At 32.2% G+C, this 14,703-nt stretch carries 10 protein-coding genes and 1 pseudogene; 8 read left to right on the plus strand and 3 right to left on the minus strand.

Going from position 1 to position 14,703, the window contains the following annotated elements; genetic code table 11:
- Nucleotides 1-211: 211 nt before the first annotated feature.
- Both nifJ and AB3K27_RS07890 read left to right on the plus strand, forming a co-directional pair.
- Nucleotides 212-3,721, plus strand: coding sequence for a pyruvate:ferredoxin (flavodoxin) oxidoreductase (nifJ, locus tag AB3K27_RS07885; protein ID WP_368490670.1), 3,510 nt, complete (start codon nucleotides 212-214; stop codon nucleotides 3,719-3,721).
- 211 nt (nucleotides 3,722-3,932) lie between these two features.
- Entirely contained in the window at nucleotides 3,933-4,289 is a 357-nt protein-coding gene (locus AB3K27_RS07890; RefSeq protein WP_368491200.1) for a DUF1292 domain-containing protein, read from the plus strand.
- A gap of 48 nt (nucleotides 4,290-4,337) precedes the next feature.
- Here AB3K27_RS07890 and AB3K27_RS07895 read toward each other — a convergent pair whose 3' ends face one another.
- The gene (locus AB3K27_RS07895) at nucleotides 4,338-4,979 is read right to left on the minus strand and encodes an HAD-IB family hydrolase (RefSeq protein WP_368490671.1); all 642 of its coding nucleotides are present in this window, start codon (nucleotides 4,977-4,979) and stop codon (nucleotides 4,338-4,340) included.
- Between the two features lie 289 nt (nucleotides 4,980-5,268).
- Here AB3K27_RS07895 and AB3K27_RS07900 point away from each other — a divergent pair, with 289 nt between their 5' ends.
- Complete coding sequence (locus AB3K27_RS07900; protein WP_368490672.1) at nucleotides 5,269-6,096, plus strand: aminotransferase class IV; 828 nt, start codon at nucleotides 5,269-5,271, stop codon at nucleotides 6,094-6,096.
- Nucleotides 6,097-6,273: 177 nt separating this feature from the next.
- Here AB3K27_RS07900 and AB3K27_RS07905 read toward each other — a convergent pair whose 3' ends face one another.
- On the minus strand, nucleotides 6,274-7,572 hold the full coding sequence (locus AB3K27_RS07905; RefSeq protein ID WP_368487541.1) for an IS110 family transposase: 1,299 nt from the start codon (nucleotides 7,570-7,572) through the stop codon (nucleotides 6,274-6,276).
- A gap of 430 nt (nucleotides 7,573-8,002) precedes the next feature.
- Here AB3K27_RS07905 and AB3K27_RS07910 point away from each other — a divergent pair, with 430 nt between their 5' ends.
- Together AB3K27_RS07910 and AB3K27_RS07915 are read left to right on the plus strand one after the other, a co-directional pair.
- The gene (locus AB3K27_RS07910; protein ID WP_368490673.1) at nucleotides 8,003-9,952 is read left to right on the plus strand and encodes a flagellar assembly protein A; all 1,950 of its coding nucleotides are present in this window, start codon (nucleotides 8,003-8,005) and stop codon (nucleotides 9,950-9,952) included.
- 92 nt (nucleotides 9,953-10,044) lie between these two features.
- Nucleotides 10,045-10,491 carry a chemotaxis protein CheW gene (locus AB3K27_RS07915; RefSeq protein WP_368490674.1) on the plus strand — a complete coding sequence of 149 codons (447 nt, stop codon included), beginning with the start codon at nucleotides 10,045-10,047 and terminating at the stop codon, nucleotides 10,489-10,491.
- Nucleotides 10,492-10,746: 255 nt separating this feature from the next.
- Here AB3K27_RS07915 and AB3K27_RS07920 read toward each other — a convergent pair.
- Nucleotides 10,747-12,124, minus strand: a pseudogene (locus tag AB3K27_RS07920) (transposase).
- Between the two features lie 172 nt (nucleotides 12,125-12,296).
- On the opposite strand from AB3K27_RS07920, the gene AB3K27_RS07925 reads away from it, so the two are divergent.
- From AB3K27_RS07925 to AB3K27_RS07935, 3 genes are read left to right on the plus strand one after another with little or no spacing between them, the layout of a single operon-like run.
- The gene (locus AB3K27_RS07925; RefSeq protein ID WP_368490675.1) at nucleotides 12,297-12,785 is read left to right on the plus strand and encodes a chemotaxis protein CheD; all 489 of its coding nucleotides are present in this window, start codon (nucleotides 12,297-12,299) and stop codon (nucleotides 12,783-12,785) included.
- A gap of 23 nt (nucleotides 12,786-12,808) precedes the next feature.
- Nucleotides 12,809-13,924, plus strand: a complete 1,116-nt coding sequence (locus tag AB3K27_RS07930; protein ID WP_368490676.1) for a chemotaxis response regulator protein-glutamate methylesterase — start codon at nucleotides 12,809-12,811, stop codon at nucleotides 13,922-13,924.
- A gap of 5 nt (nucleotides 13,925-13,929) precedes the next feature.
- Nucleotides 13,930-14,697 (plus strand): protein-glutamate O-methyltransferase CheR, encoded by a 768-nt coding sequence (locus AB3K27_RS07935; RefSeq protein ID WP_368490677.1) that lies wholly within the window; start codon nucleotides 13,930-13,932, stop codon nucleotides 14,695-14,697.
- Nucleotides 14,698-14,703 lie beyond the last annotated feature (6 nt).

The following is a 14,703-nucleotide window of genomic DNA, read 5'->3' on the forward strand; positions in this document are numbered from 1 at the left end:
ATCATATATGATATATTATTTTATAATAGGTTGATAAAATATAAAAAAAAATGATATATTATTAAAAAAATAAAACTTATTTTTATACAGATATTTGTTACTTAAATATTGTTTTGATTTAGTTTATAAAAATGCAGTTGTTTTATACTGCAATATTAATTTATAAAAAATTCATATTGTATATCAAATATTGAAAAGGAGAGGAATTTTTATGAGTAAAATGAAAACTATGGATGGAAATACCGCAGCAGCTTATATATCCTATGCATTCACTGATGTAGCGGCTATTTATCCAATAACTCCATCATCCCCTATGGCAGAACATGTTGATGAATGGGTTGCCCAAGGAAAAAAGAATATTTTTGGACAACAGGTAAAAGTTATGGAAATGCAATCAGAAGCGGGAGCTGCAGGAGCTGTACACGGATCTCTGCAGGGAGGAGCACTTACTACTACCTACACTGCATCTCAAGGACTGTTGCTTATGGTACCTAACATGTATAAAATTGCCGGAGAGTTATTGCCGGGTGTATTTCAGGTGTCTGCAAGAGCCATAGCTGCAAGCTCTCTTAACATATTTGGAGATCATCAGGATGTTATGGCTACAAGACAGACTGGATTTGCACTACTTGCTGAAAGTTCAGTACAACAAGTTATGGATCTTGCCGCAGTAGCACACTTATCTGCAATAAAGGGAAGAGTTCCATTTGTAAACTTTTTTGATGGGTTCAGAACTTCACATGAAATTCAAAAGATTGAAGTATTGGAATATGAGGATTTGGCAAAATTAGTTGACTACAAAGCTGTGAATGATTTTAGAAGAAGAGCTTTAAATCCTGATCATCCAGTAACTCGTGGTACAGCTCAAAATCCTGATATATACTTCCAGGGAAGAGAAGTTTCCAATAAATACTATGAGGCACTTCCTGAAATAGTTGAAGACTATATGAAAGAAGTAACTAAACTTACTGGAAGAGAATACCATACATTTAACTACTATGGAGCAAAAGATGCAGAGAGAGTTATAGTGGCAATGGGATCTGTTTGTGAAACCATAGAAGAAGTAATAGATTATTTAGTGGCAAAAGGAGAAAAAGTTGGACTGGTTACAGTTCATTTATATAGACCATTTTCAATAAAATATTTTCTTAACCAAATGCCAAAGACCGTTAAAAAGATTGCAGTACTTGATAGAACAAAAGAGCCGGGTTCAACTGGAGAACCTCTATATTTAGATGTTAAAAATGCATTCTATGGAAAAGAAGGACAGCCAGTAATAGTTGGAGGAAGATATGGTCTTGGATCGAAAGATACGCTTCCATCACATGTTCTTTCAGTATTTGAAAACTTAAAATTAGACAGTCCAAAAGATAGATTTACAATAAGCATAGTTGATGATGTTACAAATACATCTTTAGGGGTGACAGAAGATATAAACACAACGCCAGAGGGAACTACAGCTTGTAAATTCTGGGGACTTGGATCCGACGGTACTGTTGGAGCAAACAAAAGTGCTATAAAAATCATAGGAGACCATACAGACATGTATGCTCAAGGATACTTTGCCTATGACTCTAAAAAATCCGGAGGTATAACAGTTTCACATTTAAGATTTGGTAAATCTCAAATAAAATCACCATATCTTATAGATAAAGCTGATTTTATTGCAGTTCATAATAAATCCTATGTTCATAAATATAATGTGCTGGAAGGACTTAAAAAAGGAGGTAAATTCCTGCTTAATACTACCTGGACGGAAAAAGAACTGGAAAGTGAATTACCAGCTTCCATGAAAAAATATATGGCAGACAATGATATCGAATTCTATATATTGGATGCAATTAAAATAGCTGAAGAAATTGGTCTTGGCGGAAGAATAAACATGATATGTCAGGCAGCCTTCTTTAAACTTGCAAATATAATACCTGTAGAGGATGCTGTAAAATACTTGAAAGATGCTGTTGAAAGTTCCTACAGTAAAAAAGGACAAAAAGTTGTAGATATGAATAATGCAGCTATAGACAAGGGAGTTAATGCCCTGGTTAAGGTTAATATTCCAGCTTCATGGAAAGATGCCAAAGAAGGTCAAGCTGCAGCTACACTTGAAGTACCGGAATTCATATCAAAGATAGTTTATCCAATGAATAGACAGGATGGAGATAAGCTTCCTGTAAGTACTTTTGTTGGAATGGAAGATGGTACATTCCCACAGGGTACAGCAGCTTATGAAAAGAGAGGAATAGCTATAAATGTTCCAGAATGGCAGTCAGATAAATGTATACAATGTAATCAATGCTCTTTTGTATGTCCTCATGCAGCTATAAGACCTGTTCTTACAAATGCAGAGGAATTAGCTAAAGCACCAGCAGGTTTTGAATCCAAGGCTGCTTCAGGAGCAAAAGGATTGCATTTTACCATAGCTGTTTCACCTCTTGATTGTACAGGATGTGGAAACTGTGCAGATATATGTCCTGCAAAGGAAAAAGCTCTTGTTATGAAACCTATAGATACACAGTTAAATAAAACAGATGCATGGGATTATGCAATGTCTGTATCCTACAAGGAAAACCCTATTAATAAATTCAGTGTAAAGGGAAGCCAGTTTGAAAAACCTCTTCTTGAGTTCTCAGGGGCTTGTGCAGGATGTGGAGAAACTCCATATATCAAGCTTGTAACTCAATTATTTGGTGACACAATGATGGTAGCCAACGCTACAGGATGTTCATCAATTTGGGGTGCATCAGCTCCAGCTACTCCTTATACAACAAATCACAGAGGGCATGGACCATCTTGGGCTAATTCCTTATTTGAAGACAATGCTGAATATGGACTTGGGATGTTCCTTGCAGTTAAACAGGTAAGGGATAAAATTGCATCAAATATGAAAGAGGCATTAAAAGGTAATTTAAGTGCAGAACTTAAGGCTGCTTTTGAAGACTGGCTTGAAAATATGGATAATGGAAAAGGTACCCGGGAAAGAGTAGATAAAATAATAGAATTGCTTGAAAATGAAAAGAATAAAAATGATATATTAAATGAAATTTATGAAAATAAGGATTTCCTAATTAAGAGATCTCACTGGATGTTCGGCGGAGACGGATGGGCTTATGATATAGGTTATGGCGGATTGGATCACGTTTTGGCATCTGGGGAAGATGTAAATGTACTTGTAGTTGATACAGAAGTTTATTCAAATACAGGTGGACAATCTTCGAAAGCAACTCCTACAGCTGCAGTGGCTAAATTTGCTGCCAGTGGTAAGAAGACTAAAAAGAAAGACCTTGGAATGATGGCTATGACTTATGGCTATGTTTATGTAGCACAAATTGCCATGGGAGCAGATAAGAATCAGACATTAAAAGCTATTCAGGAAGCAGAAGCTTACAAGGGACCATCACTTATAATAGCTTATGCTCCATGTATAAACCACGGATTAAAAGGTGGAATGGGCAAAAGCCAGAGCGAAGCTAAAAAGGCTGTAGAATGTGGATATTGGGCATTATACAGATATAATCCAGAATTGAAAGAACAGGGTAAAAAATCCTTTAGTTTGGATTCTAAAAAACCAACTGCAGACTTTAGGGAATTCCTAATGGGTGAGGTTAGATATTCTTCCCTTGCTAAACAATTCCCAGAAACGGCAGAACAATTATTTGAAAAGACTAAAAAAGATGCCTTTGACAGAATTGCAGGCTATGAAAAACTGTCAAATGAAATATAATAAATAAAAGATACCAGGTAAGACCTGGTATCTTTTCTCTTAATTTTTAACTAAAAAAATATTTTTTTTAAAAATACTTTTATTATAGTGCAATTAAGGTTAAAATTAGAACATAATAGTAAAAGGAGGTGAAGATTCCTGATGGACTATGCGGCAAAAGTTATTCTAGTTTTTAACATAAATGTGTCAAAAAGTAAATCAGGTATACTTTATGGATAGTGAAAATTTAAATAACTGCGGTTCTAAAGAAGAAGAAAATTGTGGTTGTGAGGATCATGTACATGGCCAAGAGCATGATTGTGATTGTGGCTGCGATTGTGGAGAATATGAAAATCTCATAGTGGACCTGGAAGATGAAAATGGAAATTTAGTTTCTTGTGAAATAATTGATGAATTTGAATATAAAGATAATCAGTATGTTTTAGTTCAAAATCCTGAAAATAATTCTGTATATTTATTTAAAATAGAAATGGGAGATACTGGAGAAGAACTTGTTATACCAGAAGATGAAGAATTTGAAGAGGCATCTGCCTACTATGCAGAGTTAATAGAAAAATCAGAGGATTAATCTAAAAAATCAAAGACCGCAGACAATTTTATTGTTTGCAGTCTTTATTTATTTCCATTTTAGTATTTTGATATGAGGGTGATTTCTCTTATAATTTATAAGATAGGGATTGCCCACCATGTTAAAAAGAGGTAAGTCGGATAGTGAATCTGAAAACATATAGGAGTTTTTAAAGTCAACCTCTATATTATCTTCTTTTAAAGATTCCATAAGTCTTTTTACTTTTTCTTCCCCTTTACAGTTTTCACCTAAAATTTTTTTGCTGTGTTTTCCATCCAATACAGTAAATCTGGTGCCTATTACTTTATCTACTTCTTTTATTTCATATAGTTCATTTAAATAGAACTCTGCAGAGGCAGATATAAGGTATATTTTATATCCTCTTTTTTTCAGTTTTTTTATAGTATTAAGTGCATCTTCATAGATTATTTTACTTAATCTTTTTTCATAGAATTCTTTTACTAACAATTTCATATCATTTTCACTTATTCCATTTATAAATGCAATGAAATTTTCCTTGGCCTTCGCCGCAGGAAATAGTTTTATTAAGTATAAAATAGAAGAAAAAATACTAAAAGGTGCATATATTATAAGTTTTGGCCTTTTCTTTACCATAAATAGGTAAAATTCCATTAGAGTTTCTCTTTTGGTTAGAGTAAAATCCACATCAAATATAGCCAGTTTTTCCAAACAAATCACTCCTTATCTATGATATGATATCATAATTTAAAAATATTTTAAAATATAACTTATATTTTTTACCTGCAGTGTATTTTAAATAAATAATATCGATAAAATAAATAGGAAACTATAGGGCAAAATTATATGTGAATTTAAGAATCACTTGATATTTTATATAGTGCTAGGTAAAATATAAACAGTTTATCAGGATAATGAAGGAAAATTTCTTTAGATAATGATAAAATAAATTTGAATAATGTTAATATTTAGTTAAATTTAATTTAAAGAGGGGATCGTAGTGAAAGAATGTTTAAGTGAATTTTTTTTATATAAGGATGAAATAAAAAAGAAGGAAGAATTTGAAGACAATATATTAAATAAAGGAAAATCCATATATGAAGTTATAAGGATAATAGATGGCAAACCTTTATTTTTAGAGCCTCATTTAAAACGTATGGAAAATTCTTGTAAAATAACTGGTTTAAAGATCTGGCTTACAGGAGATGAGATTAAAAGCAGAATAAAAAAGTTGGTGGAAGTGAATAAGGTTTATATTGGAAATATAAAAATTATTTTTAATTTTTCTCGTGAAAATGTATTTGTGGCATATTTTTCAAAACATTTTTATCCACCTCAAAAATATTATAAAACAGGGGTAGATACTATCTTTTTTCATGGGGAAAGAGAAGATCCCAATGCTAAAGTAATAAATACTGCATTCAGGGAAAAAGTCAATGAAAAAATTAAAGAAAATAATGTGTTTGAAGCAATACTTGTAGATAACAGCGGAAATATCACAGAGGGAAGCAAATCCAATATATTCATGATAAAAGGGGAAAAAGTAATAACTGCCCCGGTGGGAGATGTACTCCCTGGAGTTACAAGAAATATTATAATCAAAATTTGCAGTGATATAGGTTTTGAAGTTATGGAGAAAAAAATAAATTATAAACAAATAGAAAAATTTGATGCTCTTTTTATATCAGGTACTTCTCCTAAGGTATTACCTATAAAAAAGGTAGAAAATATAAAATTTCATTCTTCTGAAAATAAGGTACTTATAAGTATAATGGAAGCATATAACCATGAAATGGAAAGTGATATAAAAAGCTTTATATATTCTTAACTAAAGACCAGCTAGTAAAAGTCAATAGTTAATTTAAAAAATTTATTTACTAAATTTAAGAGCAAAAAAGAGCATGGCAAACAAACCATAAAAAAATACGAACTATGGCAAATTTTTACTAAAACTAAATTGGAAATAATTTATCCAATTTGGACCATAATTAATTTGTCTAAGTGGTTAAGAAACTGATCTTGAAAAATTAGTAACATACATTTGGTTGTGCAGTTTTGGTTCACGAATTTCATAAGGCTTTTGATCTCTAAGAACTGCAAATATGTACTTTACAAGTTTGTGCATAATTGCACAAAGAGCAACTTTCTTCTTCTTACCATTTAAGTTTTTATTGCGATACTGGTAAAGAACACTGTTAATTGGTTTACCAGTTTTGGATTTTCTTATTGATGCAAGAGCAGCAGCATAAAGTGCTCTTCTACCAAAGCGTGTACCACGCTTGGACATTTTATTTTGGTCACTATTAAATTTCCCGGATTGACTAACTGAAGGGTCAATTCCAAAGAAAGCAACCATTTCTTTTGGATGCTTGAACCTTGTAGGATCGCCTATTTCACTCATTATGGTTACAGCTGTAATAAAGCCTATACCTTTGAAAGAAAGAAGCAATGCTATGTTGTTCTTAAATGAAGCAGGTGTTGAGTCATTTTTAACTGCTGATTCTATTTCATTTACTAGAGTTTCAATTTGTTCATTAATGATGTTTAAAAGCTTTATATTTATGCCTATAGTTACTTTAAAGGAATTATTGGTTATTCCTATTTGTACAGCACTTAGTGCAGCGTTTAAAAGTTTGTTATATGTGTTTGTACACCAGTCAATTGATTTACAAGAATTTTCCTTTAGTAAAGCAATTAAATCATCTTTTGGTGCATCAACAATTGCTTTAGGGGATGAAAATTTACTTAAAACTGCTAATGAAGTAACACCAGCTACGTCAGAAAAAACATTATGATATCCAGGAAAAAACGTTCTAAGATCAGAAGATAACTTTTTCTTGAACTGGGAACGGTTATCTATAAGGCTGTAGTAATCACGACAAAGTGATCTTACAGCAAATATTGGGATATCTAAATAATCAGACATTTTTATATTTTGAAATTTTGCTATGTTTGCAATAGTTAAGGCATCCATTTTATCATTTTTCACTTTTCTTATTCCTAAATTTTTGTTACTATTAGTAATAAGAGGATTTATAACGAAAGTTTCTAATTCGTTATTCTTTAGGAAGTGGAAAAGAGTTAAATGGTAAACACCAGTTGATTCCATGAAAAGTGATGGTTTCATGGAGAACTCTTTTTCCACTTTTCTCATTTCTTTGAGAAGATAAGAGAAACCATCAGAAGTGTGCATTATCTTGAAAGCCTTTCTATAAACTGCTCCATCAGGGGCTAGTATTGCAACCATAGAATAATCAGCAGAAACATCGATACCTACTACAGGTAAATTAAAAAATTTTGACATTGTAAATATCTCCTTTTCATATATTTTTGAAGATAGAACAGAGTATCCATACCTAACAGTGAGCTAACAACCTCGTTTGTGACACGAGTAATTCTTCCGCAAGGGAAGAAACTCAACCAGCTAAACATCTAATCTCACTGATGGAATGATACGCTTTTTCACGGGTATAGGAACTCCGAAGGAGTCCTCCCAGGAGGAATACATCTAACCTCTATTCAGAAGATATTATACAATGATTTAACTATTAATCAAGTTACCCTTGTGGAAGATACACTCTTATTATTTTTAGACTTACTAAAGGATATTGCAATTTCCAGAACGGAACTTGAGATGTACGAACAATAATTAATTTATATTTATAAATATCCGTTAGTAGAGATGATCTAATCTCTATTGATTGGTACAACTATATTATACGAGGAGGAAAAATATGAAAAAAGTATTTCAGGGAACCTCACTGGAAAATTGTCTGCAGCTTGCAAGATATGAACTAAATATACCGGAAGATAAGTTTGGGTATAAAGTACTTGAAAATAAAAAATCTTTTTTTAGAAGAAAAGTAACAATAGAAGTGACTTATGATGACATGGGAGAAGGAATTTCTAAAGAACAAGAGGGACATGAAGTAAATAAAAATCAAGGTACTGTAAAAGTTGTAGAGGGCAGAATAATCGTAAAGGACCCTTTAAAAGAGGAGAAACCAGCTGTAATAGTAAAAGGAGATCATATGTCCATTTTTGTGGATGGAGATGAAATAAAAAGGGAATGTGAAGTTTTAAGCAGCAGTAATATAGAAGTGATTTTGGAAGAAAATGAGCCCAAAAGGGAACTGAAAATAGATATTTCAGAAGATGCCATGGAGGCCTATGCAGGAATTGCTTACACATCTAGAAATGTTTATGCACTGAAAGATACCAGAGAAAGTAATAGATTGAATTTGGATACTTATGTAGTGGAAACCGTAGAACCACCTAAATATACTGCAAATGACATAAAAAATGAACTTGCTAATAATAAAATTGTTTATGGCATAATGGAAGAAAATTTTAAGGATGTTTTAGAAAGCGGAAAAAGAGTATTAATAGCAAAAGGGAAAAAAGCTGTGGATGGACAAGATGATGTTATAGATATCAATTTTCAAGATTCTGTGGACTTGAAAGAAGATATGGAAGGAAATGTAGATTTCAAGAGTATAGGCATTATAAGTACTGTAAAAAAAGGTGATATTATTGCTGAAAGGCATAGAGGATTTGAAGGAGAAAATGGATTTGATGTAAAGGGGAAAACTTTAAAATTTAGAAAAGCTAAACATAAGAAACTTGCTGCAGGACAGGGATGCATGCTTAAAGATGAAGATAAAGTTGAAGCAGTCATAGAAGGAAAGCCTTTTATAAAAAATGGTACTTTTTATATACATCAGGTTCATGAAATTAGTAAAGATGTGGATTTAAGTACGGGGAATATAAAGTTTACAGGAGATATAATAGTACAAGGTAACGTAAGAGAAGGGATGGAAATTGAATGTGGAGGCAACCTTATTATATATAAAGAAGTGGAAAGGGCTAAGATTAAAGCCAGGGGAGATATTTTAATCAATGGCAGTATTGTAGGATCAGACATATATGGAGGGGGAGATTGTGTAAATAAAATTAAATCCATAGATCACCTTGTAGAATTTAATATAAACTTAGGAGAGATGATTGAAGCTATAACAGAAATAAAAACGTATGATTTACTTGGCAAGAATAAAAAAGATGGGGAGATAATAAAAATATTATTGGAAAATAAATTTAAGGGCCTTTTAAAACTTGGAATAAACATAATTGCAGATTTAAATATAGATCCTGATGAATGTGAACAAAATTTAGGAAAGGAAATAGTGAAAATTATAAGGACAAGGTTTATGGGTATGGGACCAATAAGTATAACAAACTACTCAGAGTTAAGTTGTCTAAAAGAGAAAATTGAAGCTGAAATTGAACATTTAAGTAATTGTCTGGCCCTTCCTGTAAATTTAACTATAGCCTATTGTCAGGATTCCCACATAGAAAGTTCAGGCAGTGTGATAATTACTGGAAAAGGGGAGTATATATCTGAAATTACTGCAAATGAGTCCATTGAGTTTTTACAGGAAAGAAGTGTGGCAAGGGGTGGAACTTTAAAAGCAAAAAAAGAAATTAAATGTAAAATTGTAGGTAGTATGGCAGGGGTATCTACAATACTTCATGTAGAAGATGAAGGGCACATATGGGCTGATGTAGCATATCACAATACTGTAATTAAAGTGGGAAAGAAGAAAGTGATGTTAGATACTCCAAGTAAAAATTTGCATGCTTATTCTGATAAAGGCAATATTGTTGTAGACAAATTTCTTCTCTAAAAGCCTATTATAAATACATCAAATTATGCTATAATTGTGTAATAAATTGAATTAAATGCTAGTTTTAAATATTATTTAAGGAGGATATTTAAATGAGCCAGGAAGAAATAAAAGTATTAATATTTAGTATAAATGAGGAATATTATGCTACGGATATTATGGAAATAGAGAGAATTTTAGGATATGAAGAAACTACAAAATTACCGGATTCTCCTGATTTTGTAGATGGAGTTATAAATTATGAGGGAAATATACTTCCTGTAATATCCCTTACCAAAAAATTTGGATTTAGTGGGGAAGAGAAGAGGGACGAGTCTAAGATTATAATTACAAAACAAGATGGGAATAAAATAGGCATAATAGTTGATGTAGTATCTGAGGTAAGGGATGTAAATGTGGACAATATTGAAGCTCCTCCGGATATAGTAGCTGGAATATCTAAAAGATATATTAAGGGACTTATTAAAATAAATGATAAAATAATAATATTTTTAAATCTTTCTAAAATATTAACAGAGGAAGAGAAGGAACTTATATAATTTAATAGGCAATTGCGAAACTCACTGATAAAAATGAATTGAGGAGTAGGGGGAATTTCAAAAAAGATAATTAGAAGATTAAAGGTGATTTTCCTGATTTGTAATGGCTAAATAGAAAAAAAGGGTGCAAGAAATAGAACCATGATTAATTCTAAAATTTAAAAATAGCTGATATTTATGCAATTAATGGTTTTAGACTTCTGATATATTCATGCTTGTGTATTTTATTGGCTATAACAACTGTTATTAGCTGGGTTATGCCTGAAAGAAGTAAGTCAGCATGAAGAGTTTTTTCATTTTGTGTTCTACGGTTTGCAATGCAATAGCTGTTTTTAAAATGTCCAATGCTTTTTTCAACAGTAGAACGAATTTTATAAGTATAATTCCAATCTTGGGAACCACGAGTTGTTCCTGGGTATGCACGCAAATTTTTTTCTGGATAAATGTAGAACATTCTGCCACAAGATGATTTAGTACAAGGATCTTCACAAAGAGTTTTTCGTTTACTCTTTTTCGTTTCTTTATTATAAATCCATTTCATTTTAGGGCAAACGAATTTCATTGTTGGAATTTCTGAGCGTAAGTGTGATTTGCTGCCTTCTTGCTTCATGGGTAGTGAATGATCATGAGGGCAGCATGGAATACCATCTTCATTCAAAGGACAATCGGATTCTTCTGGTGCAAGCTTAGTTTTTAGTGGAATATATGCTTTTTCAAACTTTAGTTCTTGAAAAAGATATTGATAAATTTCAATACTATCAAAAGCAGCGTCACCTAAAAAAGTTTTAGGATTTATCAAAGGATGTTTTTCAAAAAAATCCTTAAGGACAGGTATAAGTGCTTTAGAATCAGCAAGGGACTTATCTTCATCAGGAGAATTGGATTTTTTCTCAACAACGATATCTGGATGAGTTTTAAGGAAATCTTGGTTGTAAAATGAAATATCTCTCACAATACCAAGGCCGTTGGTTACAATGCCAAATTTAAAAGCGTAACAAAAATGACCGTTAATGTACATCTGCTGGATGGCTGGATTAGCTGCAGCATGAGAAGGCATAGCCCTGTAAGCAGCTTTATAAGGGTCATAAGAATCATCCAGACCATGTGTCTTCTTAAAAGCTTTAAGTTGTTTTATGATGCGGTTAGCATATTTAGGGTTGTTTTCAGTGACGAAAGCTTCAATACCAGAAGTATCAAAGATAGTCATAGAAGCAAGGTTCTTATCAATTTGTTGACATATTGGCTCAGTAATATTAACAAGATTATGGAACATTGATTGTAAGTCCAAAATAAAATCTTGTCTAAAGCGTGTGAATTTAGAAGCATCAGGAACTTTGGTGAAACCGCAAAAATCCCTCAACTCTTTTGAATATTTAAGAAAAATAATCAAAAGGGAATCTGTAGGAATAGAAAAAATACGCTGCAAAATCAAAGCACGAAGCATGGCATAAAGTGTATATTTACGAGGTCTTCCAGTAGAAGCATAAAAATGATTTATAAAAGAAACTGGAACTAAATCATCCAGATCAATAGTATCTTCAAGTAAAGAAAGAAACTGGGGCTTGTTGTTTTCAAATTTTTCTTTGCAATCAGAAAAAACTTCTGCCAAAGAAAGCTGTTTATATGGTATCATAAGTATATAACTCCTTTCTGAGGTATATGGTGATTTTGTTTCTTGGCAATTCAATTTTACCATAAATCAGTGAGGAGTTATTCTATTTTACAACAAAAAATATACCGCATTTATGCGGGTTATAGCGTTTCGCAAACCCTATTATAATTTAAAATTGAAAGGTGCAATATTTATGGAGATAAAAGAGATAAAGGTAGGAATAGCAGATATGAATACTGCCGGCTCCCCCCATAGACTTATAACTATAGGCCTGGGTTCCTGTGTTGGTATAGCTTTGTATGATAAGATGAGGGGCATAGGCGGACTAGCACATATAATGCTGCCGGACAGCACACAATTCAGTAATATAAAAAATCCTATAAAATTTGCAGATTTAGCTGTCCCTCTTTTAATAAAAGATTTAGAAAAATTAGGAGCAAATAGGAGAAATTTAAAAGCTAAAATAGCAGGTGGAGCATCTATGTTTAATTTTTCAGATAAGAGTATGATTATGGATATAGGCAATAGAAATAGTGCTGCGGTGAAGAAAATATTAGAAGAATGTTCTGTTTCTATATTATCCCATGATCTGGGAGGTAATAAAGGAAGGACTATGATATTTGATACCTATGATGGCGGGGTGAAAATACGTACTGTAGGAAAGGGAATAAAGGAAATTTAAAAATTTAATGGAGTGATAATAGTTTGAAAAAGATTAAAGTTTTAGTAGTAGATGATTCAGCACTTATGAGAAGAATCATCTCAGACATGATAAAAGAGGACAGTTCTATAGAAGTAATAGGTACTGCCAGAAATGGACAAGATCTTATGGATAAATTTTCTTCAAATTTTTATAAAACCATGCCAGATGTGATAACCATGGATGTAGAAATGCCCAAAATGGATGGTATAACTGCACTTGGGGAACTTAAAAAGAAAAACATAGATATACCTGTAATAATTTTAAGCAGTATTTCAAAAGAAGGTACAGAGCTCACTATGGAATGTTTAGGAGCAGGAGCCTTTGATTTTTTACCTAAACCCTCTGGAACCATATCCCTTGATATAGATAAAGTAAAAGTTGAATTGATACAAAAAATTAAAGTGGCTTATTTTAGTACATCTAATCAAAGTAACCACACTGAGGCTAATAGTACAGCTAAAAATAAAAGTTATAAAGAAGTTGCTTCAGCGTATATTGCAGATGGAAATACTAAAAAGGTGAGAGAAAATAAATTTCAAGCGGGAAGAATAGATGCCATAGTAATGGGGGCATCTACAGGAGGACCTAAAGCACTTACTTCAGTTATAACAGAGTTCCCCGAAGACATAGGAGTACCTGTATTTGTGGTACAGCATATGCCTGTAGGTTTTACTAAAGCTTTTGCAGAAAGATTGAATTTAAGTTCTCGTGTAAAAGTAGTAGAAGCACAAGATGGGATGAACACTGAAAGAAATGTTGTATACATAGCTCCTGGTGGATATCATATGGAAGTATGGAATGATAAAAAAATTCATTTAAATAAAGAACCCGCAATTTGGGGAGTTAGACCTGCGGTAGATAAGCTATTTATGTCTGCTTCAAAGGCATATAAGGAAAATATTATTAGCGTAGTTTTGACGGGAATGGGAAAAGATGGTGCAGAAGGAACTGTAGAAATTAAAAAAAATGGGGGTGTTACCATATCCCAAGATGAGTCTACCTGTACCATTTATGGTATGCCAAAGGTTGCATATGAAACGGGAAAAGTAGATTTAGTTTTGGCGCTAGATGACATAGCAAAAGAAGTGTTGAAAATAATAACATCTGGTAGGAGGTAGACTTTATGGATATGGCTTATTTTGAGCAGTGGGTTTTAAAAGAGTTTAATATAAACCTGTCAGCCTATAAATCAAATCAATTGCACAGAAGGATAAACAGTTTAATGTCTAGAGTGGGAGTAAGCAGCATAGATGAATATGTACTGCTTTTAAAAAGAGATAGTGCACAAAGACAAAAATTTTTAGATTTTATTACAATAAATGTATCTGAGTTTTTTAGAAATCCGGATATATTTGAGGAACTTAAAGTTATACTAAAACAAGAATTGCTTCCTAAAAGCAATTCTTTAAAGATATGGAGTGCAGCTTGTTCAATTGGGGCAGAACCTTATTCCATAGCTATATATTTAGATGAATTATCCAGAGGCGCAAGGCATAAAATATTGGCTACAGATATAGATAATACTATAATTGAAAGGGCTAAAAAAGGTGAATATACCGCATCCGAAGTAAAAAACGTAAAGAAGGAGTATTTAAGTAAATATTTTACCTTGAAAGATGGTAAATATATTATAAATTCTCAGATAAAGAGTTTAGTTAATTTTAAAAAGCACGACTTAATATTAGAGGGTTATGAAAGTAATTTTGATTTAATAGTATGCAGGAATGTGGTAATATATTTTAATCAGGATATAAAGAACAGCATATATAAAAAATTTAGCCAATCCTTGAAAAAAGGTGGGTTATTGTTTGTTGGAGCTACTGAAAGTATATATAATTTTAAGGATTATGGCTTTGAGAAGGCTTCTACCTTTATATACAGAAAGCTATAGGGAGGG

The organism is Clostridium sp. BJN0013, from assembly GCF_040939125.1.
Taxonomy (GTDB): Bacteria; Bacillota; Clostridia; order Clostridiales; family Clostridiaceae; genus Clostridium_B.

Bases quoted from the DNA above. Each gene is read 5' to 3' on its own strand.
- AB3K27_RS07905 (WP_368487541.1), bottom strand. From the start codon at position 7,572: ATGTCAAAATTTTTTAATTTACCTGTAGTAGGTATCGATGTTTCTGCT.
- AB3K27_RS07915 (WP_368490674.1), top strand. From the start codon at position 10,045: ATGAGCCAGGAAGAAATAAAAGTATTAATATTTAGTATAAATGAGGAA.
- AB3K27_RS07935 (WP_368490677.1), top strand. From the start codon at position 13,930: ATGGATATGGCTTATTTTGAGCAGTGGGTTTTAAAAGAGTTTAATATA.
- AB3K27_RS07890 (WP_368491200.1), top strand. From the start codon at position 3,933: ATGGATAGTGAAAATTTAAATAACTGCGGTTCTAAAGAAGAAGAAAAT.
- AB3K27_RS07910 (WP_368490673.1), top strand. From the start codon at position 8,003: ATGAAAAAAGTATTTCAGGGAACCTCACTGGAAAATTGTCTGCAGCTT.
- nifJ (WP_368490670.1), top strand. From the start codon at position 212: ATGAGTAAAATGAAAACTATGGATGGAAATACCGCAGCAGCTTATATA.
- AB3K27_RS07925 (WP_368490675.1), top strand. From the start codon at position 12,297: ATGGAGATAAAAGAGATAAAGGTAGGAATAGCAGATATGAATACTGCC.